The sequence below is a fragment of the Pseudomonas sp. LBUM1663 genome, from assembly GCF_059695905.1.
In genome coordinates, this window is record NZ_CP166792.1 from 4313997 (window position 1) to 4338281 (window position 24285).

The window sequence follows — 24285 nt, forward strand, 5'->3', positions numbered from 1 at the left end:
GTCCATGGCTATCCTGCATACCCAGCTCAACCCCCGTTCGGCGGAGTTCGCGGCCAACAGCGCGGCGATGCTCAAACAAGTCGACGCGTTGCACACCCTGCTCACCCAAGTGCAGCAAGGTGGCGGCCCGAAGGCGCAAGAGCGCCACACCTCGCGGGGCAAACTGCTGCCTCGTGAACGGATCAATCGCCTGCTCGATCCGGGCTCACCGTTTCTGGAAATCAGCCAACTGGCGGCCTACGCGGTCTACGGCGAAGACGTTCCGGCGGCGGGCGTGATTGCCGGGATCGGCCGTGTCGAAGGCGTCGAGTGCATGATCGTCGCCAACGACGCCACCGTGAAAGGTGGCTCGTATTACCCGCTGACGGTGAAAAAACACCTGCGTGCCCAGACCATCGCCCAGCAGAATCGCCTGCCGTGCATCTATCTGGTGGATTCGGGCGGCGCCAACTTGCCGCGTCAGGATGAAGTGTTTCCAGACCGCGAGCACTTTGGACGGATCTTCTTCAACCAGGCCAACATGAGCGCCATGGGCATCCCGCAGATTGCCGTGGTGATGGGTTCCTGCACCGCCGGTGGCGCTTATGTGCCAGCGATGGCCGACGAAGCGATCATGGTGCGCCAGCAGGCCACCATTTTCCTCGCTGGCCCGCCGTTGGTGAAAGCCGCGACGGGTGAAGTGGTCAGCGCCGAAGACCTCGGCGGGGCCGATGTGCATTGCAAGATTTCCGGTGTTGCCGACCACTACGCCGAGAGCGACGAACACGCGCTGGCCATTGCGCGGCGCAGCGTCGCCAACCTCAATTGGCGCAAGCTCGGCGAACTGCAGCAGCGCACACCCATCGCCCCGCTCTACGCCAGCGATGAGCTGTACGGCGTGGTCTCGGCCGACGCGAAGCAACCGTTCGATGTGCGCGAGGTGATCTCGCGGCTGGTGGACGGTTCGGTGTTCGACGAATTCAAGGCGCTGTTCGGGACCACGCTGGTGTGCGGCTTCGCGCATCTGCACGGTTACCCGATTGCGATCCTCGCCAACAACGGCATCCTGTTCGCCGAAGCCGCGCAAAAAGGCGCGCACTTTATCGAACTGGCCTGCCAGCGCGGCATCCCGCTGCTGTTCCTGCAAAACATCACCGGTTTCATGGTCGGCCAGAAATACGAGGCCGGCGGCATCGCCAAGCACGGCGCGAAACTGGTGACCGCCGTGGCGTGTGCCAAGGTGCCGAAATTCACCGTGATCATTGGCGGCAGTTTTGGCGCCGGCAACTACGGCATGTGCGGTCGGGCCTACGATCCGCGCTTCCTGTGGATGTGGCCGAACGCACGCATCGGCGTGATGGGCGCCGAGCAAGCGGCAGGCGTGTTGGTGCAGGTCAAGCGCGAGCAGGCCGAGCGCAGTGGCCAGGGTTTCAGCGCCGAGCAGGAAGCCGAGATCAAGCAGCCGATCCTCGATCAATACGAAGAACAGGGCCACCCTTATTACTCCAGCGCACGGCTGTGGGACGACGGCGTTATCGACCCGGCGCAGACCCGCGACGTGCTCGCCCTGGCCTTGTCCGCGTCGCTGAACGCGCCAATCGAACCGAGCCGCTTCGGCGTGTTCCGGATGTGATCGGGAGAAAACCATGAGCGACTTCAACACCCTCGAACTGCTGACCGACCCACGAGGTTTTGCGACCCTGTGGCTCAGCCGTGAAGAAAAGAACAACGCGTTCAACGCCGAGATGATCCGCGAATTGATCCTCGCCCTGGACAAGGTGTCGACCGATGCCAGCCTGCGGTTTCTGCTAGTGCGCGGTCGCGGCAAGCATTTCAGCGCCGGAGCAGACCTGGCATGGATGCAGCAATCGGCCGAGCTCGATTACCACACCAACCTCGACGACGCCCGTGAACTGGCGGAATTGATGTACAACCTCGCCAAGCTGAAAATCCCGACCCTGGCCGTGGTGCAGGGCGCGGCCTATGGTGGCGCGCTGGGCCTGATCAGTTGCTGCGACATGGCGATTGGCGCCGATGACGCGCAGTTCTGCCTGTCGGAAGTGCGCATCGGCCTGGCGCCGGCGGTGATCAGCCCGTTTGTAGTGCAAGCCATCGGCGAGCGCGCGGCACGCCGTTATGCCCTGACGGCTGAACGTTTCGGCGGGCAACGGGCGCGGGAAATCGGCCTGTTGTCGGAGAGCTATCCGGTCGCTGAGCTGGAACAGAACGTGGAGAAGTGGATCGACAACCTGCTGCTCAACAGCCCGGCCGCCATGCGCGTCAGCAAGGACTTGCTGCGTGAAGTCGGCAACGGTGCGCTGACCCCGGCGCTTCGCCGTTACACCGAGAATGCCATCGCACGCATCCGCGTCAGCCCCGAAGGCCAGGAAGGTCTGCGGGCCTTTCTGCAAAAACGTCCGCCGAGCTGGCAAGCACCGACCACCCCCAAGGAGCCGCGTTGATGAGCGCACCTGTGATTACCTCTCTGCTGGTGGCCAACCGCGGCGAAATCGCCTGCCGGGTGATGCGCACCGCCAAGGCGTTGGGCCTGACCACCGTGGCCGTGCACAGCGCCACTGACCGTGACGCCCGGCACAGCCGCGAAGCGGATATCCGCGTCGACCTCGGCGGCAGCAAAGCCGCTGACAGCTATCTGCAAATCGATAAATTGATCGCAGCGGCCAAGGCCAGCGGCGCCCAGGCGATTCACCCCGGTTATGGCTTTTTGTCCGAGAACGCCGGGTTCGCCCGCGCCATTGAAGACGCCGGCCTGATCTTCCTCGGCCCGCCCGCCTCGGCCATTGACGCGATGGGCAGCAAGTCCGCCGCCAAAGCCTTGATGGAAACCGCCGGCGTGCCCCTGGTGCCCGGTTATCACGGCGAAGCCCAGGATTTCGACACCTTCCGCGACGCCTGCGAACGCATCGGTTATCCGGTGTTGCTCAAGGCGACAGCAGGCGGCGGTGGCAAAGGCATGAAAGTGGTTGAGGACGTCAGCCAGTTGGCCGAAGCCCTCGCCTCGGCGCAACGTGAAGCGAAATCCTCGTTTGGCGATTCGCGGATGCTGGTGGAGAAATACCTGCTCAAACCGCGTCATGTGGAAATTCAGGTATTCGCCGATCAGCACGGCAACTGCCTGTACCTCAACGAACGTGACTGCTCGATACAGCGTCGCCATCAGAAAGTCGTCGAAGAGGCGCCCGCTCCCGGTTTGAGTCCGGAACTGCGCCGTGCCATGGGCGAAGCCGCCGTGCGTTCGGCACAGGCCATCGGCTATGTCGGCGCCGGCACCGTGGAGTTTTTGCTGGATTCGCGCGGCGAATTTTTCTTCATGGAGATGAACACGCGTCTGCAGGTCGAACACCCGGTCACCGAAGCGACCACTGGCCTCGACCTGGTGGCCTGGCAGATTCGCGTGGCGCGCGGTGAAGCGCTGCCGATGACCCAGGCCGAAGTCCCGCTGATCGGCCATGCGATTGAAGTGCGGCTGTATGCCGAGGACCCGAGCCATGACTTCCTGCCGGCCACCGGGCGCCTGGCGTTGTATCGCGAATCGGCCGAAGGTCCGGGACGTCGGGTCGACAGCGGTGTGGAAGAAGGCGATGAGATTTCGCCGTTCTACGACCCGATGCTCGGCAAGTTGATTGCCTGGGGCGAGGACCGTGAACAAGCGCGGCTGCGCTTGTTGAGCATGCTGGATGAGTTTGCGATCGGCGGACTCAAGACCAACATCAACTTCCTGCGTCGGATCATCGGCCATCCGGCGTTTGCGGCGGCAGAACTGGATACCGGGTTTATTCCGCGATATCAGGAGCAATTACTGCCAGCGCCTTCGGACCTCAGTGATGAGTTCTGGCAAGCCGCCGCTCAGGCGTTTGCACAGGGCCAGCCGGGTTCTCCGCGCGCTGATGACCTGAGCTCGCCTTGGGCTGTGGGCAATGGTTTCCGTGCGGGATTGCCGAGGGAAATCACCCTTCACCTCAGTTGCGAAGGACAGGACCGGGCGCTGACGTTGGGTAACATTGACGCCCATACCGCACAGCTCAAGGGCGAACAGTTACTGACCGAGCACAACGGCGTGCGCCGCCAGCACCGGGTCATTCGCCGAGGCGAGGTTGTGTATCTGCAGTGGGAAGGGGAATTGCGCCGCCTAGAGGCCTACGACCCGATCAGCGCCGTCGAAGCCAGTCACAGCCATCAGGGTGGGCTCACTGCCCCCATGAACGGCAGCATCGTGCGCGTATTGGTCGAGGCAGGGCAAACGGTTGAAGCTGGCGCGCAACTGGTGGTGCTGGAAGCGATGAAGATGGAACACAGCATTCGCGCGCCCCATGCCGGGGTGATCAAGGCGTTGTACTGCCAGGAAGGCGAGATGGTCAGCGAAGGCAGTGCGTTGGTCGAACTGGAAGAGGCGTGAAATGAAGATCGGTCCTACGCGTTGCGAGGACCGATCTGATTAGAATTTGGCCGTTGCCTGAACCACCACGCCGAGGATTCGACACTCTTCGGTGAAAAGGGCTTTCGGATATGTCGGATTGAGCGGGACCAGGTAACGCTGCCCGCCCTCTTCGATCAGCTTGCGAAAAATCGCTTCAACGCTGTCCGCCCATTGCGCGATCACCAGCTTTCCGGGTTCCGGCACAATGGCCGGGTCCACCAGGATCATCATGCCTTCGGCAATACTGATTCCGCTGGGCGCGGTCATCGCGTCGCCGACCACCTCGAGCCAGAACGCCTCGCCCTGAGCGTGGTAATCGGTCAGTTCGAAACGCGGCTTGCCGTAGACCGTTAGCTCGCCTTCACGCACTTGCGCAGGCTCGCGCCAGTCACTGACCGGGTAACGGAAGTACGGGTTGTACTTTTGCGTCAGGGACATCTCGTCGTCCTGCAGCAGTAAGGGCTCCCGAATCACCATCGCCACTTCCAGAAAATCCATCCCGAGCGCCCGCAAGACACGATTCATGTCTTCGATGCTCGGCTGACGGCGTTTATTCAGCCAGTGACCTACGCCACCCTGGGACATCCCGAGGCGATCGGCGAGTACTTCCTGAGTGACTTTCAGCTCACTCATCTTGGCTTTGACCAACTCAATCCATTTATCCATAGGCGGCACGATACGTGGCGGACTCCGGGCAACAAAACACAAATTGTAGTATTTAAATTCTCGTCACAAATACAGTTCGTACTAGGATTGGTTCACGGATCTGAATCTATCACGGAGCTTGCCATCGCCATGACGTTACCCCGCAATGACCTGTCGGATATGCAAATGGACACCACCCTCACCTCGCCCAAAGGCAACGCCGCCGCGCAAAAAGCCTTGGACTATTACTTGAAACCAACTGTGTCAGAAGCGGTGGTCGAGGAGCGATTTTTTGATGTGAACCCTGCGGTCAGCGGTGAAGAAGCGCTGGTGCATGCGTCGGATCTGTTGCGCTGTGCTGCAGCAACCGCTTTCGAGTCGGCCAGCAACCTGCACGGCGCAAGTCGGGACCTGGCCTTTTCGACGGTGCATATGATCGACATGGCCAAGGCGATGATTGATCGCTCTTTACAGGGGCAGCGCGTTTGAGTCGTACGCACTTTCGAGGAAGACGGGAAAGAATTTTCCAATCGAGCAGATAAAATCATTTGACTTGCAAACGAGAATGATTATTATTGCATGCAGCTGGTCGCGAGATCAGTCGATGGACCAAGAGACCTTAGGTCGGTCTCCTGGACTATCTCCTCATCAGGCTAATCACGGTTTTTGACCCGGCTTTTTGCCGGGTCTTTTTTTGCCAGTTATTCTGGCTTTGGCTTCAGGCTAATGAAGTCTTTAGTGTTGCGAATTCGATTGGCGCGGATGATATCAAAAGAATATCCATTGGCAAGAGAAGCCCGGCAGCATTGGCCCAAACTAATGAAAAATAGCACTTGAGAATCAATCACACAGTCTCTAAGCTGCGTCTGCGTCAAGGAAGACGCCCCCCCTTTTGCCCCACAATTTCCCCCGGTTTTTCCCTTCCCAGCGTGTAAAGTAGCAGCCATAAAAATCATATTCAGGAATCGACTATGACCGTGGCTAAATCCTCTTTCGACATCAGCGCAAATTTCGACAGCGGCAACATTGAAGTGCTGGACATCAGCAATCCACTTCAAGCCCTGCTGGCCATCAAACCCGACACCCGCAGCCAACATTTCCAGTGGTTCCATTTCAAGGCCAGCGGTCTGCACGTCGGCCAGGAGCACTGGTTTCGTCTGAACAATGCCAGCAAATCCTCGTACAACAAGGCCTGGGACGGTTATCAGGCGGTGGCGTCCTACGACCACGTCAACTGGTTCCGCGTACCGACCATCTTCGAAGGCGACTGCCTGCGCTTCAGCCTCGAAGCCACGGCCACCCACGCTTGGTTTGCCTACTTCGAACCCTACAGCCGTGGCCGTCACGACTGGTTGATCGAACAGGCGCTGACCAAGGCTGGCACCGAACTGCTCGCCACCGGCAAAAGCGTGGAAGGTCGTGACATCCAGTTACTGCGTAAAGGCAGCGGCGCCGAAGGTCAGCGCAAAGTCTGGATGATTGCCCAGCAACACCCCGGCGAACACATGGCTGAGTGGTTCATGGAAGGCGTGATCGAACGCCTGGAAAAGCACGACGACCCGGTACTGAACAAACTGCTGGCCAGCGCCGACCTGTATTTGGTGCCAAACATGAACCCGGACGGCGCCTTCCACGGTCACCTGCGCACCAACGCCATGGGTCAGGACCTGAATCGCGCCTGGCAGAGCGCCAGCCAGGACATCAGCCCGGAAGTGCTGTTCGTTCAGCAGCAAATGGAAAAGCACGGTGTCGACTTGTTCCTCGACATCCATGGCGATGAAGAAATCCCCTACGTGTTCACCGCCGGTTGCGAAGGCAATCCAGGCTATACGCCGCGGATCGAAAAACTCGAGACTCACTTCCGCGATCATCTGAAACATCTGACCAAGGACTTCCAGACCAAGCATGGCTACACCCGCGACGAACCGGGCAAAGCCAACATGACGCTGGCCTGCAACAGTGTCGGTCAGAAATTCGACTGCCTGTCGCTGACCCTGGAGATGCCCTTCAAGGACAACAACGACGCGCCGAATGCCTTGACCGGTTGGTCAGGCAAGCGCTCCAAGCAGTTGGGCAAGGACGTGCTGACGACCGTTGCCGATATGATCGATACCCTGCGCTGATCACCTCGATGGCTGCATGCCCGGCATGCAGCCATGACGCCTTCAGCCGCGATCCTTCCCGCGCAACATGCTGTCCAGCACCTCATCGCGCCGCACCCAACCGTGAAACAACGCTGCCGCCAGATGCAGCAACACGGTCAGAAACAGCAAGTACGCCAGATACCCGTGAGCCTTGCGCAAAAATGCAAACATCTGCGCATTCGCGGGCAGGATCGATGGCAACTGAAACGAATTGCTGAGCATCACCGGATCCCCGGCCGCTGAAATCATCGCCCAGCCCAGCAGCGGCAAAATGAACATCAAGACGTACAACAAGACATGCGAAGCCTTCACCGCCAGTGCCTGCCAACCGGGCAAATCCGCCGGCAACGGTGGTTGCCGAGTGGAAAAGCGAACGACCAGGCGCACGATCACCAGTAGCAGAATCGCAATCCCCAACGGTTTGTGCAGATGGATCAGCCATTCGTGCCGCTCGGACACCGAGGCCACCATGCCCGCGCCGATAAACAACATCGCGATGATCATCAACGCCATCAGCCAATGCAGCAGCCGCGCCAATGGCGCGAAATGGTTCGGTTGAGCACTCATTGATGAGCCTCCTGTTTAGCGTTGGCGGCAGGCAACTGTTTGACTTCACTGGTGCGACGCAGATAGGAACTGGCGTACCCCGCCGAGCGAGCGGCGAGCAATGGGTCGTCGGAGCCTTCGATACCGGCCGGCAACACGAGCGGGTCGTAGTTGATGTCACGGCACTCGCCATCGAGTTGCGGTTGCGTGCGTTCAAGCACCAAGGTGCCGGCATTCACCACTTTGCGCCCGTCAGGCCAGGCCTTGCTGGCGTCGTTGACCGGATCACCGGTGTTCGCCAGGGTGATGTTCAACTGCCAACGCAGCGGCCCGGCAGACAAACGCTGAACCAGGTCTTTTTCAAGGAAGTCAGCCCCTTCAGGCGCCGTGGCACCTGCCGCATCCTGGGCAATCGGCGTCATGCTCCAACGCGCCGCTTGGCGCTGACCGGCCGCGTTCACCAGGTAAAACGCGTTGACGCTGTTGTACGTCTCCGTCGCATAGCTGGCCGAAGGCTTGGCCGTCTTGATCCAGGCCAGGAATGGCGCGGCTTCCGGGTGAGCACCAAAGAACGCCGGTACCGCCGCCGGATTGGGCTTGCCGGTGGCCGGATCCGGCGATTGCGCTTGCTGCAATTGATAGAACGCTTCAGGCGTACCCACCGGGAACACCGGCATGCTGTTCATCCCGGTGCGCCATTGCTGGCCGTTAGCCTGAGTAAAACGCAACGCCATGCTGCGGATCGGCACGCTAATGTCAGGCGCATAAGGACTGCCCGCAGGCAAGGCAAAACGCCCGACCACCGGAGTCTGTGGCTCATTGAAGACCTGGGCACTGGAATAAGTGCGCGCCTCGCCACTGCTTTCAAAATGCCCGATCACGCACACGCCCTTGGCATGGTTACGGCGAAACCCCGGGTGCACCCCGTTGTTTTTTTCCAGCACATTGATCAATGCTTTCGGCGTCAGGCGTTGTGGGTCGAGTGTTCCGTTGACGTAGGCAAAGGCACCGGCCAGCGCCGCGACGACCACGGCAATACCGCCGAGGCGCAACGTCAGGCTTGCGGCACTCAGCGGTGGCCGGGTGGGCGGTGATGAGCGATCTACCATGAATGACTCCAGGGCCATCGGCCACAAGTGAGAGGAACCAAGCAGACGTACCCCACGACGCTTTATTCCATCACCCGGTATTTATTTTTCCGGGCGTGGAATAACCTCAAGTGCCGGGCGTCTCCCTAGTCCACAGCGTAGTGACTAGTCAGAACTTCATGAACGATATCGACGAACAACTCAGAGAAATCATTCCCAGGTTGCGACGGTTTGCCGTGTCGTTGACGCGCAATCCCAGCAGCGCGGACGATCTGGTGCAATCGAGCCTGGAGCGCGCCCTGTCGAGTTGGGGCGACAAACGCCCCGAGGGCGACTTGCGCGCCTGGCTGTTTTCGATCCTTTACCGGCAGTTTCTCGACGCTCATCGACGTTCCCGGCGTTATGCGCGGATGCTCGAATTCTTTACCGGCCGTGACGATGCCCAGCCCTCGGTAGAGCGCACCGTGATTGCTCAATCCACCCTGCAAGCCTTCGATCAGCTCACCACCGAACAGCGCGCGCTGCTGCTCTGGGTGTCGGTGGAAGGTTTGAGTTATAAAGAGGTCGCCGAGATTCTCGACGTCCCGACCGGCACCGTGATGTCCCGCCTGTCCCGCGCCCGTCAGGCCCTGCGCCAACTCAGCGACGGCGAAATCACCAGCCCTTCTCTGCGGATACTCAAATGATCAGCATGCCCCCGAGCGAACGCGACCTGCACGCCTACGTCGATCATCAACTCAATGACGCCGACCGACGCCTGGTCGAGACTTACCTGGCCAGCAACCCTCAAGCCGCCGCGCAAGCGCGCGCCTGGCAGCAAGACGCCCAGCAACTGCGCGCGGCCATGAGCGGCGCGTTGCACTATACGGCCAACCCCGACCTCGACCCGGCGCTGATTCGCCAGCGGGTCAAACGCCAGTCCCGCCGCCATCTAGCCAGCGCGGCGGTGCTCTTGATTGCGGTCAGCGTCGGCGGATTGAGCGGCTGGCAGGCGAGGGAAATGACGCTGGTCGGCGCGCCACCACCAATGACTGATGCGATGCAGGCTTACCGTTTGATCGCCCAGCAAGGCATCCTGCCGGCGGACTACAAGGTCAGCGACGACGGCGACATGCAGGGTTGGCTCGACCGTTATTTCTCTCACGCCAATCGCCTGCCGGACTTGTCGGACTCGGGATACAAACCGGTCAGCGGCCGCTTGCTCAGCACCGAGCAAGGGCCGGCGGCGATGGTGGTTTACGAAGACCAGGGCGGGCACAAGATCAGCTTCTACGTGCGACCACCAGGACCGAAAAACAACCTGCTGCCTCGGGGCAGTCGCAGCGATGGCGAGTTGCAGGCCGAGTATTGGTCCGGCGCCGGCTACAACTATGCGATGGTCAGCCCGAGCGAAACGCCAGCGGCGCAGATGCTCAAGCAGACCACCCAGTTCTGATCACACTAACCATCCCCTGTGGGAGCGGGCTTGCCCGCGATAGCGGTTGCACATTCAACAATGATGGTGACTGATCCAACGCTATCGCGGGCAAGCCCGCTCCCACAGGGACATGCGGTGGAGTGTGGGTTGTGGTCAGCCCTGCCCGAATACTTGCGAAGGCCTTCGCAGCAGCGGATCAAACGGATTGATCCGCGGCCCGATCAGCGCCGCCTCGCGCTTGAGCATCTCCACCACCGTCGGCAAACGATCTGGTCCCAGGCGATCACTCACCGTGGCCACGCTCAATGCCGCCACCGCTCGTCCTTCCCGATCCAGAATCGGCACCGCGACACCGGCCATGCCTTGCAGCACACCGGTGTTGCGCCCGGCGTAACCCAACATGCGCACATTCTCGACTTCCGAACGCAGGAACACTTCGTCGTACAGGTGGAAATCCTTGAGCCGCGGCAAGTTGTAATGGATCACCGTATCGCGCTCCTCCTCCGGCAAAAACGCCAGAATCGCCAGACTGCCCTGGCCGACGCCAAGCGCCACCCGCCCACCGATATCGCCAGTAAAGGTGCGGATTGGAAACGGCCCTTCACTGCGGTCCAGGCAGATCGCATCAAACCCGCTGCGCGCCAGTAAAAACAACGAATCCCCCAACGAAGCCGAGAGTCGCAGCAACGACGGTCGCACCAGTTCGCGTAGATTTCCGGTGTTGCCGGCCCGAGCCGCCAACGCAAAAAAATCCAGGCTCAGACGATAGCGTTTGCTGCGAGCGTCCTGCTCGACCATGCCTTCGTCCATCAGGCTGCGCAACAAACGGTGCGTGGTCGGTTGCGACAGGCCGATACGCTGCGCCAGTTGGGTCACACGCTCCCCACCCTCGACGGTGTCGCCCAGGCTTCGCAACACGGCAAACAGTCTGGACACAGCCCCGACACCGACTTCATTTTTGTTTTCATTCCGCTCAGTGGAATCAGGCATGTAGTTTCTCGATAATAAATTTACTCACCGAATGAAATTCAAAATAGTCATCGCTTCAGTGAAATTGGCCATTGAGCCCATCCTATTCTTCGTCCTACTCTGCGTCCAGACAGGGGCGATTCGAACAACAGCGGCAGCCGACTGAAGTCGAGCGCCAACGCACCCAGCAACACCTTTCGTATCTGCCCATACAAAAAAGCGCGCCTTCGGGCGACGCATAACAATCTCAGGTGGAGCGCAGTCATGGCTTTTGTGCAACTTGAAGGACTCGGCAAACGTTACGGCGAGATCGACGCCGTCGTCGCCACCGACCTCTCGGTCGAAAAAGGCGAATTCGTGTCCCTGCTCGGCCCCTCCGGCTGCGGCAAAACCACCACCCTGCAAATGATCGCCGGCTTCGTTGAAGTCAGCAGCGGACGCATCCTGCTCGACGGTCGCGACATCACCCACGCCAAACCCGCCAGCCGAGGCTTGGGCGTGGTGTTCCAGAGTTACGCGCTGTTCCCGCACATGACCGTCAAAGACAACGTCGCCTTCGGCCTGCGGATGCGCAAAGTGCCCGGTGCCGAGTTGCAGCAACGGGTGGATCGGGTGTTGAAGCTGGTGCGCCTCAATCAGCACGCCGAACGGTACCCACGAGAACTCTCCGGCGGCCAGCGTCAGCGCGTCGCGCTGGCCCGAGCCCTGGTGATCGAGCCGCCCGTGCTGCTGCTCGATGAGCCGCTGTCCAACCTCGACGCCAACCTGCGCGAAGAGATGCAATTCGAGATCCGCCGCATCCAGCGTGAAGTCGGGATTACCACGCTGATGGTCACCCACGATCAGTCCGAAGCGCTGTCCATCAGCGACCGCGTAGTGGTGATGCAAGCCGGGCGCATCACCCAGATCGACGCGCCTTACACCCTTTATGAACACCCGCGCACCGAGTTCATTTCCGGGTTCGTCGGCAAAGCCAATTTGCTGCCCGGCGAGCGTGATGGCGCGGGCGTGGTCCAGGTGCAAAGGAGCGGTGAACTGACCCTGAGTCTGCGCCCGGAAAAAATTGATCTGCGGGAGCAAGGCCAAGGTCGGCTGCAAGGTCAGATAGTCAGCCGTTTCTTCCTCGGCAGCCAATGGTTGTACGGCGTCTCAACGACCTTGGGCGAACTCAGTGTGGTGCGCCGCAACGACGGCTCGGCACCACTGACAGAAGGCACGGCGGTCGGCCTCGATTGGGACGCGACGTTGCTGCGGATACTGACCGTGGATGAGGTGCCAGCATGAGTACGCTTGCCGCCATTCGCCAGGGACGTCAGGGTTACTGGCTGTCAGCGCCGGCCCTGGCGTTGTACCTCGGGCTGCTGATCATCCCGCTGCTGTTGACCCTGGTGCTGTCGTTCAACGTCTTCGACTACAGCTCGGGGATCAACGGCGATGCCTTCACCCTCGACCATTACAGCAGCTTGCTGGGCGATCCGTACTTCTACGAAATCTTCCTGCGCACGATGTGGATCAGCGCCCTGACCACCCTGCTCTGCGTGGTGATCGGCGTGCCCGAGGCCTACATCCTCAGCCGCATGGGCGCACCCTGGCGCTCGATCTTCCTGATTCTGATCCTCACGCCGCTGCTGATTTCAGTGGTGGTGCGTGCCTTCGGCTGGAGCCTGCTGCTGGGTGCTGACGGGCTGGTCAACCAGACCCTGCAAGCCTTCGGTGGCTCGCCGATGAAGTTGCTGTACACACCGTTCGCGGTGGTGATTGCGCTGGTCCACGTGATGCTGCCGTTCATGATCATCCCGGTCTGGACCTCGCTGCAGAAACTCGACCCCGCCGCCGAACAGGCTGCGCTGTCGCTGGGCGCCAGCCACTTCACCGTGATGCGCCAAGTGGTGTTGCCGCAGATCATGCCCGGCGTGCTCTCGGGCACCTTGATTGTGTTTGGTCTGGCCGCCAGTTCGTTCGCCATTCCCGGCCTACTCGGCGGACGTCGCTTGAAGATGGTCGCGACGTTGATCTACGACCAGTACCTGTCGGAGCTCAACTGGCCGATGGGCGCAGCCATCGCGGTCGCGCTGCTGTTGCTCAACCTGCTGATCATGCTGTCGTGGAACCGGATGATCGAAGGCCGCTACAAGAAGTCATTGGGATAACTCGTCATGTCCAAGAACGGTCCTTTCGCCCTGCTGTTCCATGCCCTGGTGGTGCTGTTCATGCTCGCGCCGCTGGTGGTGGTGTGCCTCGTGGCTTTCACCCCGGAAAACACCCTGAGCCTGCCGACCACCGAGTTTTCATTGCGCTGGTTCCGTGCGGTGTTCGAGCGTGCCGACTTTGTCGATGCGTTCTACAACAGCCTGATCCTGGCGTTCTGCGCGGCCAGTATTGCCACGCTGATTGCGGTGCCGGCGGCGCTGGCGATTACGCGCTTCGAGTTCCCCGGACGGGACTTTCTCAATGGCCTGTTTCTGTCGCCGATCATCATTCCGCACTTGGTACTGGGCGTGGCATTACTGCGGTTGTTTGCGTTGATGGGCGTCAACGGCAGCTTCGCCTGGCTGATCTTCGCCCACGTGCTGGTGATCACGCCGTATGTGTTGCGCCTGGTATTGGCGTCGGCCATTGGCCTGGACCGCAGCGCCGAACACGCTGCGCAGTCGTTGGGTGCCGGGCGCTTCACGCTGTTTCGGGAAATCACCTTGCCGATGATTCTGCCGGGGGTCGCCGGGGGTTGGCTGCTGGCGTTCATCAACAGTTTTGACGAGGTCACGCTGTCGATCTTCGTCACCTCGCCGGCCACGCAAACCCTGCCGGTGCGCATGTACGTCTACGCCACCGAATCCATCGACCCGATGATGGCGGCGGTGTCGGCACTGGTGATCGGGCTGACTGCGCTGACCATGATTCTGCTCGATCGGGTGTATGGCCTGGATCGGGTTCTGGTGGGTAAACAATGAGGGCGCCATGGCTGTGCTGAAACGACTGGCCGAAGGCGATCGCCCGGCTGTGGAATTTACCCTGGACGGCGAACCGGCCAGCGGCCTGCTCGGCGATACCTTGCTGACCGCCGTGCTGACTTGCAGCGAACACCTGCGTGGCAGCGACTTCAGCGCCGAACCCCGCGCCGGCTTCTGCCTGATGGGCGCCTGTCAGGACTGTTGGGTCCGCCTGGGCGACGGCCGCCGCGTGCGGGCCTGCTCGACGCTGCTCGAAGCTGGCCAACAAATAAGCCGCGAACCGGGACGCACCCTATGAACACACATTCCACCTGCAAAAACCGTATTCCCTGTGGGAGCGAGCCTGCTCGCGATAGCGGTCTGTCAGTCAACCTCTCTGCTGAATGGGCCGCCGTCCTCGCGAGCAGGCCCGCTCCCACAGGGGGATGGGTATGAAGGCTGTGGTCATTATCGGCGCAGGGCCGGCCGGGATTCGTGCGGCGCAGACGTTGGTGGCGCATGGTGTTCGTCCGGTGCTGCTGGACGAAGCGGCGCGCGGTGGCGGGCAGATTTATCGGCGCCAGCCGGAGAATTTCAAGCGCTCGGCGGTCAAGCTCTATGGCTTCGAAGCGCGCAAGGCCAGTGGGTTGCATCAAACGATCGACGCGCTGCGCGGGCAGCTCGACTACCGGCCCGAGACCCTGGTGTGGAACGCCGAAGACGATGCGCTGGACACCTTGCATGAGGGCCGTGCCGCGCGACTGGAATTCTCCCGCGTGATCGTCGCCACAGGTGCCACCGACCGGATTCTGCCGGTGTCAGGCTGGACGCTGCCGGGTGTCTACAGCCTCGGCGCGGCGCAGATCGCGCTCAAATTCCAGGGCTGCGCCATCGGTGAGCGCGTGGTGTTCGCCGGCAGCGGCCCGTTGCTGTACTTGGTGGCGTTCCAATACGCCAAGGCCGGCGCGAAGGTCGTCGCGGTGCTCGACAGTTCGCCCTTCAGCGCTCAGGCCCGCGCCCTGCCCGGCCTGCTGTCGCAACCGGCCACACTCGCCAAAGGCATTTATTACCGCAGCTGGCTGACCGCCCACGGCATCCCGGTGCATCAGGGCGCAACCCTGAAACGCGTCAACGGAGAACAGCGCGTGCAATCAGTGGAGTGGTCCAACGCCAAAGGCGAACATCTGCTCGATTGCGACGCCGTTGCCTTCGCCCATGGCCTGCGCAGTGAAACCCAACTCGCCGATTTGCTCGGCTGTGAATTCGCCTGGAACCCACTCAACCGCACCTGGCTACCGCAACGTGACCACACCGGTCGCAGCAGTGTCGCCGAGGTTTATCTGGCCGGTGACGGTGCCGGCATCATGGGCGCCGACGCCGCTGAAATGGCGGGTGAACGCGCGGCGTTGGCGTTGCTCGAAGACATCGGCTACCTGATTCCGCCACAACGTCCCGACCACCTTGAACGATCCCTGCAACGCATCGGCGAATTCCGCAACGGACTGGAACGAGCCTTCGCCTTTCCCGAGCACTGGGCCAGCGAAACCGCCGATGAGGTGGTCGTCTGCCGCTGCGAAGAAGTGCTGGCCGGCGACATCCGCCAGGTGGTGCGCGAAGGTCACTGGGAAATCAATCGGGTCAAGGCGCATTGCCGCATTGGCATGGGTCGCTGCCAGGGCCGGATGTGCGGCGCCGCCGCAGCGGAAATCATCGCCTGCGAAAGCCGGCGCCCGGTCTCGGAAATCGGTCGCTTGCGGGCGCAGGCGCCGATCAAGCCACTGCCGTTTGGCCTGGAGGTCGAGCCATGATCGAAGTCGATGCAGTGATCATTGGCGGCGGCATTGTCGGGGCCTCGGCCGCGCTGTTCCTGAGCAAGGCCGGCCGTCGTGTTGCACTGCTGGAGCGCGACTTTTGCGGCTCGCACTCCAGCGGCGTGAACTACGGCGGCGTGCGGCGCCAGGGGCGTCCGCTGTCGCAATTACCGCTGTCGCAACGGGCCCACGAACTCTGGGCACAGTTGCCGCAACTGATCGGCATCGACGGCGAATATCAACGCAGCGGTCATTTGAAACTGGCCCGCAGCCTCAACGATCTGCACGCCTTGCAGCACTACGCCGTCAGCAGCCAGGGCTTCGGACTCGATTTGCAGCTGCTCGACCGCAGTGAGTTGCGCGCGCGTTTTCCATGGGTCGGCGACGTCGCGGCCGGTGCATCGTTTTGCCCCGACGACGGCCACGCCAACCCGCGCCTGGTGTCCCCCGCCTTCGCTCAAACGGCCCGGCGGCACGGCGCCCAGGTCCACGAACAATGTGCCGTAACGGGGGTGGAACACGACGGTCAGCGCTTTCGCGTCAGCACGCAAACAGGCCTCGAATTGCACGCGCCCTGGCTGCTGAACTGCGCCGGGGCCTGGGCCGGAACCCTGGCCGCACAGTTTGGCGAAGCGGTGCCGATGCACGCCGGCCACCCGGCGATGCTGGTCACCGAGCCGTTGCCATTGGTGATGAATGCCAGCACCGGCGTCGAGGGGGGCGGCATCTATGCGCGTCAGGTTGCACGCGGCAATTGCGTGCTCGGCGGCGGCCAGGGTTTTGCCCTCGATGGCGCTCGCGCCCGCCCCGGCCAACACGCCGTGATCGAGATCCTGCGCCAGGCCGTCGAGCTCTACCCGTTTCTTGAAGGCGCCCAGGCGATTCGTACCTGGAGCGGCACCGAAGGTTATCTGCCCGACCGCCAACCGGTGATCGGTCATAGCAGCACTCAACCCGGTCTGTTGCACGCCTTCGGCTTTGCCGGTGCGGGTTTCCAGATCGGCCCGGCGGTGGGCCAGGCGCTCACCGAGATCATCTGCAGCGGCGCCTCAAAGACGCCGCTGGATGCGTTTTCCATCACCCGGTTTCACTCCATCTCCGTTGCTTGATAGAGGAAGGTCGCGCCAATGAATAACGTCAAACGCACTACACTGCTTGGTTTTTCCTGCCTGGGAGCCCTGCTCGCCACCGCCCAGGCCCAAGCTGAACCGACGCTTTATCTGGGCATGAACGGCGGGACCATGGAGCGGCTCTACGCCGACAAGGTGCTGCCGGTTTTCGAGAAAGCCAACAACGTCAAAGTGGTGATCGTGCCGGGGACTTCCGCCGATATCCTGGCCAAGGTCCAGGCCAGCAAAGGCAACCCGCAGATGCACGTGATGTTCCTCGATGACGGCATCATGTACCGCGCCATCGCCATGGGGTTGTGCGACAAGCTCGAAGTCAGCGCACCGCTGGCGCAGATTCCGGCCAAGGGCCGCATCAAGGATCAAGCGGTGGCGGTCAGCCTTGGCGTGACCGGGCTGGCGTACAACACGCGGCTGTTCAAGGAGAAAGGCTGGGCTGCGCCGACCTCGTGGATGGACATGGCCGACCCGCGCTTCAAGGACAAACTGGTGTTCCAGTCGATGGCCTCGTCAACGTTCGGCCTGCATGGATTCTTGATGTTCAACCGGATTCAGGGCGGCAGTGAAACCGACGTCGAGCCGGGCTTCAAGGCCTGGCCGAACACCGTCGGACGCAACGTGCTGGAATACATTCCGAGTTCGGCGAAGATTTCCGAAATGCTCCAGACCGACGAAGCCGCGCTGTTCCCGCTGACACCGACCCAAGTCACCGCGCTGAAACTCAAAGGCATGCCGGTGGAATATGCACAGCCCAAGGAAGGCTCCGTGGTGCTCAACGTTGCCGAGTGCGCCATTGCCAACAACACTCAACCGGAACTGGCGCAGAAACTCGCTGCGTTTTTGCTGACGCCTGAAGCTCAGGCCGCCGCACTTGAGGATGGCGACCAGATCCCGTCCAACCCGAATACGCCGACCACCGACAAGACGCGCGGTCAGGTCGAGGCGATGAAGCAGTACCTGACCACCGCAATTGCCATTGACTGGGATCAGGTCAACGAACAGCGCCCGGCGTGGAATGCGCGGTGGAATCGGAGTATCGAGCGGTAGTCACTGCCCCCTTATATCGAACAAGCACCGCAAAAACTGTGGCGAGGGAGCTTGCTCCCGCTCGACTGCGAAGCAGTCCCAAAACCATTCACCTCGGTGTTTCAGATAAACCGTGGTGAATGGTTTTGGGACTGCTTCGCAGCCCAGCGGGAGCAAGCTCCCTCGCCACAATAGATGGGCATGCCCCTTAGAACCCGACATCGAGGATCACGTTGTCCAGATAAGTCCCGGCCGGCGGTGTGGTCTGGTCGGTGTAGATTTTTGCGTTGTAGTTGAACACCTGACTGCCTGTGCCCAAGCCATTGCCAGGGTTTACTTCCGCGTCGGAACTGGCCCGGCGCGCGCTGCCGACACTGCCCCAGCGGGTGGTGCCGGCACTTTTAAAAATGTCGTAGGCCAGGTAATTGGCGCCGGAGATCATCCGTCGGCGCCCGCCGACACCCGCCGCATGCTGGCCGTCGTCCAGCCCCACGGTATAGGCGCTGCCCTTGGTGCAAGCCAGGTTGATGGTCTGGCCGGTGACAGCGGTGAAGGCGCTGACCACCGGCGCACTGCCGAAACTGATGTTCGGTGCGGTGATGGTGCAGTCGCTGGCCACGGTCATGTTGACGGTTAACGTCGCGGTGCCACTGCCAATGTCGCGCCCCAGACAGATGCTGCCAGCACCGATGCCGGCGCAATAATTCCAGTTCCAGAAAATACTCAGGGTCTCGCTGTAGACGCCCGCCGCCACGTTGCTGCCGAGGGTTGTTCGTAAATAAACAGGCACGGTTTTCGGCACCACACTGCCCAGCAGACCCAGCGCATCGATGATGCCATTGCGGGCGAAATCGAATGCCACGGCCCGGGTGATCGGATAGCTGGTGCTGTTGTCGGCGTACAACGTGTAGCCAATAACGTCCCCGGTGGGCCCCAGCAAGCCGGATTGCGTCGACGTGACGGTCGCGTAGAAATGGTCATTATTGGTCAACAACGAAAGCAGTGAGCCGGAGCAACTCAACCCAGCATTGACGGTGGAACTGGATTGAGCGGTGGTGCGCACCGCAATCGAACTCTGAGATCCGAACCCCGCCGCTGTGGTGCTGACCACGGAGCACAGCGCCCACGCGCAACCCGGCAGCCAGAGCGCCAGCAACATCAGCCATTTCATTGGCACACCAACGGACCGATCAATGGGATCTGATCCTGATTCAAGTCCACGGCGAACTGCACCTGGCAGGTCTTTCCATCCGCCAGTGTCACCTGCAAGCTGTTTTGCTTCTGAAGGTTTTCCAGGTACACCAGGCCGTCCCAACCGACCACAGTTTGTGCGCCGCTCTGCGCGTGCACAACGTTGCTGCCCAAGGGCAATTCCTGTTGCTGCGCATCCACCAGCACGAGGCTCGCAGCGATCACCTTGGTGAGTGGAAACTCCAGCAGATAACCGCTGCCCCGGCGTACCGCGATCCGCTGCTCGACATTGGGGCTGCGCACGTTGGCCGGCAAATTCAGCGGATCGATTTCGTATTTGCCACGGTAATAGGCGCTGCTCCACGGCACCAGCAAGTGACCGTTGCGATCCGTCTGGCCCACCTGCTGGTTTTCGTAGCGCACGGGAATGTCCGCGTAACCCTCGGTGCTGACCACCACAAAAGCGTCGTCGATACGGTTGGCTGCGAATACCTGACGGTCCATCCAGACCAGCGAACCACTGGCATCGGCCCATCGGGTTTCGGCGTCACTGTTGCCGTAGACACCCGCCTGCAACTGCACCGATTGCAGGCGCCAGGTCAGGTCGGCTTGACGATAATCCGGGCCGTCACCCTGGGCGTAACCGAGGTTGAAGCCCACCCCGCCTTCGGTGGGAACCGCGCGACTGTAGTTGACCCGCTGCTGGTGTTGCCCGGTCTTGCTGCGTTCGCTGCTGATGGCCAGGCTGCCACGCAGATCGAACGGGATCACCAGTTGCGCCTGCACCGCCCAGTTGCTGTCACCGATTTCGCGGTTCGCCGACAAGTAGAAACTGCTGTTGCGCCACAAGGGTTTGCTCCAGGTCAGATTGAGCAGCCGGGTGCGCGAATCATCCGCCGCACGCACGTCGAAATAGCCGACACCGAGGCTGCCCCAGGTGTCGAGGTTGAGGCTCAGGGTCGCTTGCTCGCTGCGTGTGCTCAGGGTTGTGTAAGGGCTGTCGACCACGGTCAGGTCGGCGTAGTGGTCGCGACGTTGCAGACGTTGCCAGGAAAAGCTGTAGCGCTGGCTGCTGTACTGATAGCCGAGGCTCAATTGCCGGCCGCTTTCGCCTTCGAAACGGCTTTGGCTGAGCGCGGTATTGAGCACCCCGAAATTGCCCAGTCGCAGGTTGCCGCCCACGCCGCCAAGGCTCAGGGAATCCGAAGCTTCGGCGTGGCTTTCCAGGGTGAGGTTATCGCTCAAGCCATAACGCAGGCTGCCGGACGTGACACCGGGACCGTAGCTGAAATCCCGTATCCCGTAGTCCCGACGCAAAGTGCCCGCCGCCACGGAATAATCACTCAAGCCTTTTTGCAGCAAGCTGCTGGTGACGTAGAACGGCACCGTGGTCGAGACCTGTCGACCCAGTGCATCCGTCGTCACCACGACCGCTTCACCGGCGCCGTTGATGAACGGGATGTTGGTCAATGTGTAGGGCCCGGGTTGCAGTTCGGCGCTGCTGGATTTGTAGCCGTTGATGAACAGGTCCACCGAGGACGGCACCGCCGCTTCGCCGGCAAATTGCGGCAACGGATAGGTCACCAGGTCCGGGCGCACGCCGAAGTCGCGGGACACCTGCACGCCGCCCAGGCGCACCGAATTGCTCCAGGGCAAGGCACCGCTGACCAGGTCGCCGGCCTCATAGGTCAGCAATCGCTCGTCATCGGAGTAACGCCAGGTGGTGTCGTAACGCAGGTAACCATTGTTCAGCGTACTCACCGCCGTCCCCGACAATGTGCGGCGGTATTGCCCGGTGTTGGACAGCGTGCCCCAACTGTCGAACAGCCGCACTTCGTTCCACGCCGCGAGGTAGTTGCCGGCGTCATCGGTGTCGTTGAGGTACAGGTCATAGTTGAGCAAGGCACCGAAACTGCTCAGGGCCGGGGTTCGCGGATAGGCCTGGCGGTTGCCGACGAACTGCTCCGGCAGCCAGTCCGGCGGCACTTCGAGCAGCAGCCGTTGAGCGCCACTGTCGTACTCGCTGCGCAGGCCCTTGAGGCTGTCGAGGTCGACTTCGGTGCCGGTGTTTTCAGGCAACCTGATGCCGCTGTCGCGCAATGCGCTGGCCGGTAGAAACAACCGTCCGCCCCGCTGTTCCACCGCTACGACTCGTCCGGTATTCATCTGATTGACCACCAATTCCAGGAACAACTGTGCATCGGCCACAGCCTCCATGCCACTGGGCGGGGGCGGTAGATCACCCGCCTCGGCTTGCGGGGCGAGCACCAGCCAGTACGCGCAGCTCACTGCCCACAACGGCCGCTGGAAACTGCGAGCCAGGCGTTGGCTCATTCGCGCATTAGGTCCGTCTATGGACAGATCCCTCCATTGCCCCAACACCTGTGGCGAGGGGGCTTGCCCCCGTTGGAGTGCGAAGCGCTCCTGGAACTGCCACCGTGATCAGTCAGGGAAAAACTATTGGCTGTTTTGGGGCTGCTACGCAGCCCAACGGGGCGATGCGGCGGTCCGACAAGCCCCCTCGCCACAACAGCCCATGATGACCATCCTCAACGTGCGGGCGTGATGCTCTGAACCTGCGGTGCGCCATTGATCCGCACCTGCAACGCCGGATTGGCGGCCATCGGTCCCGGTGCCGGCCAGCGCATGATTGCGCCGGGCAGCACGTAACCCAGCAGGCCGTCCACCAGCGGTTGGGTCTGGCTGCCTTGCTTGAGCGCCACGTCGGTCAACCGCGCATGCACCGCGCCCTGATTGCGCACTTCGACATAGGGCCGACCGTCCACCGCCACCGTGCGCCAGCTCAGATCGGGCAAGCCGACGCCTTTGGGATCACGTTGGCGGCTGGTGTCTTCCTTGCTCCACAGCCCGGCGCCATAGGCGAACAACGGCACCGAATACCGCATCTGAAAACGAATCGCCGCAGCGGTCTTGCCGTCTTCGGAAGCGGGGGTTTTAGCCGAGGGAATTTCATCGATGATGATGCGGTAAGCCAGTTCCTGTCCCGGTGGAATCTCCCGGGTGCGGGTCAGGCGCACGAGTTGTTTCTGACCGGGTTCAATCTTCGCCACGGGCGGACTGCCGATCACATCGCGCTGATTCTGATACTGATCGTTGAAGCCGCTCTGGCTCCAGGCGAACACCCGGATTTGCAGGTTGGCCGTCTCATTGCCCCGATTTTCCAGCCACAAGGCACTGGCCTGTTGATCGGCTTCCAGCACCGGGTCGATCGGCCAGATCAGCACCGAACTGGCGGCCTGCACCTTGACCACCCCCAGCAACACCATCGCCAACACCGCACAACGCATGACCGAATGCCGCTGCGAAGGTGAACTCATAGGCCTGCTCCTTATTCATAAAGACGCGTTACCACGACAGCTGCACTTGCAGCACATCGCTGTACGTCCCACCAGGCTGATTGCCCGGTAATTGCAACCGTCCATAAATCGGCAGGCTGATGTTGTTGGCATCGGTGTAAGCCACGGCGACACTCTGGCCGATCCCCAGACTCTGGCTGAATGCCGCATCGCGAAACAGCTGGTACGCCACGCGGTTACTGCCGGTCGTGAGCTGCATATGCCGCCCGCTGCTGTTGTACTGGCCGCCATCGACACTCATGTTCATCGTCACCCCCGGTGTGCATTGCAACTGCACACCAGCGCTCAAGGCCACCTGCACCGTGTCGGTGGCCAGGGCTGACTGGCTGCCGAAGTTCAGGCTGCCGTAATTCGATACGCCACCCACCACCAGGCAACCGGCCGTGACCGTAGCGCTGACCTGAAAGCTCTGGCTGGTCACCGCCGCCAGCGGCAACGGCACGCTTCCCGCACACAGCAGGATCAGCGCTACATAGCCGTGTTTTTGGGTCATCGCTCTAGAACGTCAGTTCGACGGCAACGGTGTCGGTGTACGTCCCGGCCGGCAGCCCGGCCTTGCCGACGGCTTTACCGTAGAGGTTCACGGTCTGCGCCACACCGGTGCTGGTCGCGAGATTGATCACCCCGTCGATGGCCAGAATCTGCGAATGCCCGGAGTCGGTGTACAGGTCATACGGCACGAAGTTGCCACTGCCGTCCGCCAGGGCCCGGGTACCGCCGGCAGACAGACCGTCATGGGCGCCCGCCCGGACCTTCACCGCCGGCGTGGTGCCGCTGGAACACAGGATCGACAACGCCCCGCCACCGCCGCCCAGCACTTGCGCATTGGCGGTGGTGAACAGACTGTTGTCAGTGCCGAAATTCAGTGCACCGAAGTTCAGGCCGCTGGTACCGCCGGCACCGTTGACCTGACAGCTGTTGGTCAGGATCAGGCTGGACGTGATCTGGCCAGTGACCGTGGTGGCGGCATGGGCACTGGACGCCAGTGTCAGGCCGAGCAGCGACAAACCTATCCTTGATACAAACATGTGCATGGTGTCCGTCCTCTACGGGGTTACCAATCGAGCGTCACCGTCAGGGTGTCGGTATAGACGCCGGTCGGTAGCGCACGGGTATTCGCCACCACCGAGCCAAATACCGGGATCGGTATCCGGGCCCCGCTGGTGACAGCGAAATTGTGTTGCTGGCCGATGCTGTAGCGCTGGTTTCCGGAAGCATCGATGAACAACTGATAAGGGATGGTCTGGCTGCCGTTGCTCAGGCGTCGGGTCGTACCATCGCCATGGGCGCCGCCATCGATGGTGACGGTGAACCCGGTCACCGAAGGATTGCAGACGACGTTCAGCCTGCCGGTGCCGTCGTTGCCCAGGCTGGCGTTGATCGGGCGATTCCAGGTCGGACCTTGCTGGCCGAAATCAAGCGTGCCGAAATCGCTGGCCGCACTGCCCGGGTCGGCACCATTGGTGACTTCACAACCGGAGGTAATGGTCAGGCGCGCATGAATCTGCCCGCCGACCGCCGCTTGCGCGTCTTCGACCAGCAGAACCAGCAAGCTCGCGGCGATCACCGTCCAGTGCCTGTTTGTCATGGCGCCAAC

24 protein-coding genes are annotated in these 24285 nt (G+C 61.6%); 14 read left to right on the forward strand and 10 right to left on the reverse strand.

Features of this window, described 5'->3' with window-relative positions:
* The first annotated feature begins 4 nt into the window (after positions 1–4).
* From ACA075_RS19795 to ACA075_RS19805, 3 genes are read left to right on the forward strand one after another with little or no spacing between them, the layout of a single operon-like run.
* Entirely contained in the window at positions 5–1612 is a 1608-nt protein-coding gene (locus ACA075_RS19795; RefSeq protein WP_497294793.1) for a carboxyl transferase domain-containing protein, read from the forward strand.
* Positions 1613–1625: 13 nt separating this feature from the next.
* Positions 1626–2441: a gamma-carboxygeranoyl-CoA hydratase gene (locus tag ACA075_RS19800; protein ID WP_219097081.1), complete on the forward strand. Its 816-nt coding sequence runs from the start codon at positions 1626–1628 to the stop codon at positions 2439–2441.
* On the forward strand, positions 2441–4396 hold the full coding sequence (locus ACA075_RS19805; protein WP_497294795.1) for an acetyl/propionyl/methylcrotonyl-CoA carboxylase subunit alpha: 1956 nt from the start codon (positions 2441–2443) through the stop codon (positions 4394–4396). Before ACA075_RS19800 ends, ACA075_RS19805 begins: the two co-directional genes overlap by 1 nt.
* A gap of 39 nt (positions 4397–4435) precedes the next feature.
* Here the strand turns inward: ACA075_RS19805 and ACA075_RS19810 are convergent, their stop codons facing one another.
* On the reverse strand, positions 4436–5083 hold the full coding sequence (locus tag ACA075_RS19810; RefSeq protein ID WP_497294797.1) for a LexA family protein: 648 nt from the start codon (positions 5081–5083) through the stop codon (positions 4436–4438).
* 129 nt (positions 5084–5212) lie between these two features.
* Between ACA075_RS19810 and ACA075_RS19815 the strand changes: the two genes are divergently transcribed.
* Positions 5213–5551, forward strand: coding sequence for a DUF6124 family protein (locus ACA075_RS19815; protein WP_094468103.1), 339 nt, complete (start codon positions 5213–5215; stop codon positions 5549–5551).
* Between the two features lie 482 nt (positions 5552–6033).
* Positions 6034–7185, forward strand: coding sequence for a M14 family metallopeptidase (locus ACA075_RS19820; RefSeq protein ID WP_497294798.1), 1152 nt, complete (start codon positions 6034–6036; stop codon positions 7183–7185).
* A 42-nt stretch (positions 7186–7227) separates the two neighbouring features.
* Here the strand turns inward: ACA075_RS19820 and ACA075_RS19825 are convergent, their stop codons facing one another.
* On the reverse strand, positions 7228–7773 hold the full coding sequence (locus ACA075_RS19825; protein WP_497294799.1) for a cytochrome b: 546 nt from the start codon (positions 7771–7773) through the stop codon (positions 7228–7230).
* Positions 7770–8861 carry a catalase family peroxidase gene (locus tag ACA075_RS19830; RefSeq protein ID WP_497294800.1) on the reverse strand — a complete coding sequence of 364 codons (1092 nt, stop codon included), beginning with the start codon at positions 8859–8861 and terminating at the stop codon, positions 7770–7772. The genes ACA075_RS19825 and ACA075_RS19830 overlap by 4 nt, the downstream gene beginning before the upstream one ends.
* A 158-nt stretch (positions 8862–9019) precedes the next feature.
* On the opposite strand from ACA075_RS19830, the gene ACA075_RS19835 reads away from it, so the two are divergent.
* Together ACA075_RS19835 and ACA075_RS19840 are read left to right on the forward strand one after the other, a co-directional pair.
* A complete protein-coding gene (locus ACA075_RS19835) occupies positions 9020–9526 on the forward strand; it encodes an RNA polymerase sigma factor (protein WP_219097086.1) in 507 nt (168 codons plus the stop codon).
* A complete protein-coding gene (locus ACA075_RS19840; RefSeq protein WP_497294801.1) occupies positions 9523–10275 on the forward strand; it encodes an anti-sigma factor family protein in 753 nt (250 codons plus the stop codon). The genes ACA075_RS19835 and ACA075_RS19840 overlap by 4 nt, the downstream gene beginning before the upstream one ends.
* Before the next feature lie 135 nt (positions 10276–10410).
* On the opposite strand, the gene ACA075_RS19845 is transcribed toward ACA075_RS19840, so the two are convergent.
* Positions 10411–11247, reverse strand: a complete 837-nt coding sequence (locus ACA075_RS19845; RefSeq protein WP_497294802.1) for an IclR family transcriptional regulator — start codon at positions 11245–11247, stop codon at positions 10411–10413.
* Positions 11248–11490: 243 nt separating this feature from the next.
* Between ACA075_RS19845 and ACA075_RS19850 the strand changes: the two genes are divergently transcribed.
* From ACA075_RS19850 to ACA075_RS19880, 7 genes are all read left to right on the forward strand, one after another.
* Positions 11491–12510 (forward strand): ABC transporter ATP-binding protein, encoded by a 1020-nt coding sequence (locus ACA075_RS19850; protein ID WP_497294803.1) that lies wholly within the window; start codon positions 11491–11493, stop codon positions 12508–12510.
* Positions 12507–13376: an ABC transporter permease gene (locus ACA075_RS19855; protein WP_010458758.1), complete on the forward strand. Its 870-nt coding sequence runs from the start codon at positions 12507–12509 to the stop codon at positions 13374–13376. The genes ACA075_RS19850 and ACA075_RS19855 overlap by 4 nt, the downstream gene beginning before the upstream one ends.
* Positions 13377–13382: 6 nt before the next feature.
* Positions 13383–14177: an ABC transporter permease gene (locus ACA075_RS19860; protein WP_077749753.1), complete on the forward strand. Its 795-nt coding sequence runs from the start codon at positions 13383–13385 to the stop codon at positions 14175–14177.
* 7 nt (positions 14178–14184) lie between these two features.
* On the forward strand, positions 14185–14475 hold the full coding sequence (locus tag ACA075_RS19865) for a (2Fe-2S)-binding protein (RefSeq protein WP_094468113.1): 291 nt from the start codon (positions 14185–14187) through the stop codon (positions 14473–14475).
* A gap of 133 nt (positions 14476–14608) precedes the next feature.
* Positions 14609–15964 (forward strand): FAD/NAD(P)-dependent oxidoreductase, encoded by a 1356-nt coding sequence (locus ACA075_RS19870; RefSeq protein WP_497294805.1) that lies wholly within the window; start codon positions 14609–14611, stop codon positions 15962–15964.
* The gene (locus ACA075_RS19875; RefSeq protein WP_497294806.1) at positions 15961–17076 is read left to right on the forward strand and encodes an NAD(P)/FAD-dependent oxidoreductase; all 1116 of its coding nucleotides are present in this window, start codon (positions 15961–15963) and stop codon (positions 17074–17076) included. Before ACA075_RS19870 ends, ACA075_RS19875 begins: the two co-directional genes overlap by 4 nt.
* Before the next feature lie 18 nt (positions 17077–17094).
* Entirely contained in the window at positions 17095–18141 is a 1047-nt protein-coding gene (locus ACA075_RS19880) for an ABC transporter substrate-binding protein (RefSeq protein ID WP_497294808.1), read from the forward strand.
* A 187-nt stretch (positions 18142–18328) separates the two neighbouring features.
* Here ACA075_RS19880 and ACA075_RS19885 read toward each other — a convergent pair whose 3' ends face one another.
* From ACA075_RS19885 to ACA075_RS19910, 6 genes are all read right to left on the reverse strand, one after another.
* The gene (locus ACA075_RS19885) at positions 18329–19291 is read right to left on the reverse strand and encodes a Csu type fimbrial protein (protein WP_497294810.1); all 963 of its coding nucleotides are present in this window, start codon (positions 19289–19291) and stop codon (positions 18329–18331) included.
* On the reverse strand, positions 19288–21645 hold the full coding sequence (locus ACA075_RS19890; RefSeq protein WP_497294812.1) for a fimbria/pilus outer membrane usher protein: 2358 nt from the start codon (positions 21643–21645) through the stop codon (positions 19288–19290). Before ACA075_RS19890 ends, ACA075_RS19885 begins: the two co-directional genes overlap by 4 nt.
* A gap of 215 nt (positions 21646–21860) precedes the next feature.
* Positions 21861–22649, reverse strand: a complete 789-nt coding sequence (locus ACA075_RS19895; RefSeq protein WP_497294814.1) for a fimbrial biogenesis chaperone — start codon at positions 22647–22649, stop codon at positions 21861–21863.
* 28 nt (positions 22650–22677) lie between these two features.
* Positions 22678–23181 carry a Csu type fimbrial protein gene (locus ACA075_RS19900; protein ID WP_219097096.1) on the reverse strand — a complete coding sequence of 168 codons (504 nt, stop codon included), beginning with the start codon at positions 23179–23181 and terminating at the stop codon, positions 22678–22680.
* Positions 23182–23185: 4 nt separating this feature from the next.
* Entirely contained in the window at positions 23186–23722 is a 537-nt protein-coding gene (locus tag ACA075_RS19905; RefSeq protein WP_497294815.1) for a Csu type fimbrial protein, read from the reverse strand.
* Between the two features lie 20 nt (positions 23723–23742).
* The gene (locus ACA075_RS19910; RefSeq protein WP_497294816.1) at positions 23743–24276 is read right to left on the reverse strand and encodes a Csu type fimbrial protein; all 534 of its coding nucleotides are present in this window, start codon (positions 24274–24276) and stop codon (positions 23743–23745) included.
* Positions 24277–24285 lie beyond the last annotated feature (9 nt).

Bases quoted from the DNA above. Each gene is read 5' to 3' on its own strand.
- ACA075_RS19870 (WP_497294805.1), top strand. From the start codon at position 14,609: ATGAAGGCTGTGGTCATTATCGGCGCAGGGCCGGCCGGGATTCGTGCG.
- ACA075_RS19810 (WP_497294797.1), bottom strand. From the start codon at position 5,083: ATGGATAAATGGATTGAGTTGGTCAAAGCCAAGATGAGTGAGCTGAAA.
- ACA075_RS19830 (WP_497294800.1), bottom strand. From the start codon at position 8,861: ATGGTAGATCGCTCATCACCGCCCACCCGGCCACCGCTGAGTGCCGCA.
- ACA075_RS19875 (WP_497294806.1), top strand. From the start codon at position 15,961: ATGATCGAAGTCGATGCAGTGATCATTGGCGGCGGCATTGTCGGGGCC.
- ACA075_RS19895 (WP_497294814.1), bottom strand. From the start codon at position 22,649: ATGAGTTCACCTTCGCAGCGGCATTCGGTCATGCGTTGTGCGGTGTTG.
- ACA075_RS19865 (WP_094468113.1), top strand. From the start codon at position 14,185: ATGGCTGTGCTGAAACGACTGGCCGAAGGCGATCGCCCGGCTGTGGAA.
- ACA075_RS19890 (WP_497294812.1), bottom strand. From the start codon at position 21,645: ATGAGCCAACGCCTGGCTCGCAGTTTCCAGCGGCCGTTGTGGGCAGTG.
- ACA075_RS19910 (WP_497294816.1), bottom strand. From the start codon at position 24,276: ATGACAAACAGGCACTGGACGGTGATCGCCGCGAGCTTGCTGGTTCTG.
- ACA075_RS19905 (WP_497294815.1), bottom strand. From the start codon at position 23,722: ATGCACATGTTTGTATCAAGGATAGGTTTGTCGCTGCTCGGCCTGACA.
- ACA075_RS19840 (WP_497294801.1), top strand. From the start codon at position 9,523: ATGATCAGCATGCCCCCGAGCGAACGCGACCTGCACGCCTACGTCGAT.
- ACA075_RS19900 (WP_219097096.1), bottom strand. From the start codon at position 23,181: ATGACCCAAAAACACGGCTATGTAGCGCTGATCCTGCTGTGTGCGGGA.
- ACA075_RS19825 (WP_497294799.1), bottom strand. From the start codon at position 7,773: ATGAGTGCTCAACCGAACCATTTCGCGCCATTGGCGCGGCTGCTGCAT.
- ACA075_RS19860 (WP_077749753.1), top strand. From the start codon at position 13,383: ATGTCCAAGAACGGTCCTTTCGCCCTGCTGTTCCATGCCCTGGTGGTG.
- ACA075_RS19835 (WP_219097086.1), top strand. From the start codon at position 9,020: ATGAACGATATCGACGAACAACTCAGAGAAATCATTCCCAGGTTGCGA.
- ACA075_RS19815 (WP_094468103.1), top strand. From the start codon at position 5,213: ATGACGTTACCCCGCAATGACCTGTCGGATATGCAAATGGACACCACC.
- ACA075_RS19850 (WP_497294803.1), top strand. From the start codon at position 11,491: ATGGCTTTTGTGCAACTTGAAGGACTCGGCAAACGTTACGGCGAGATC.
- ACA075_RS19795 (WP_497294793.1), top strand. From the start codon at position 5: ATGGCTATCCTGCATACCCAGCTCAACCCCCGTTCGGCGGAGTTCGCG.
- ACA075_RS19880 (WP_497294808.1), top strand. From the start codon at position 17,095: ATGAATAACGTCAAACGCACTACACTGCTTGGTTTTTCCTGCCTGGGA.
- ACA075_RS19885 (WP_497294810.1), bottom strand. From the start codon at position 19,291: ATGAAATGGCTGATGTTGCTGGCGCTCTGGCTGCCGGGTTGCGCGTGG.
- ACA075_RS19800 (WP_219097081.1), top strand. From the start codon at position 1,626: ATGAGCGACTTCAACACCCTCGAACTGCTGACCGACCCACGAGGTTTT.
- ACA075_RS19805 (WP_497294795.1), top strand. From the start codon at position 2,441: ATGAGCGCACCTGTGATTACCTCTCTGCTGGTGGCCAACCGCGGCGAA.
- ACA075_RS19855 (WP_010458758.1), top strand. From the start codon at position 12,507: ATGAGTACGCTTGCCGCCATTCGCCAGGGACGTCAGGGTTACTGGCTG.
- ACA075_RS19845 (WP_497294802.1), bottom strand. From the start codon at position 11,247: ATGCCTGATTCCACTGAGCGGAATGAAAACAAAAATGAAGTCGGTGTC.
- ACA075_RS19820 (WP_497294798.1), top strand. From the start codon at position 6,034: ATGACCGTGGCTAAATCCTCTTTCGACATCAGCGCAAATTTCGACAGC.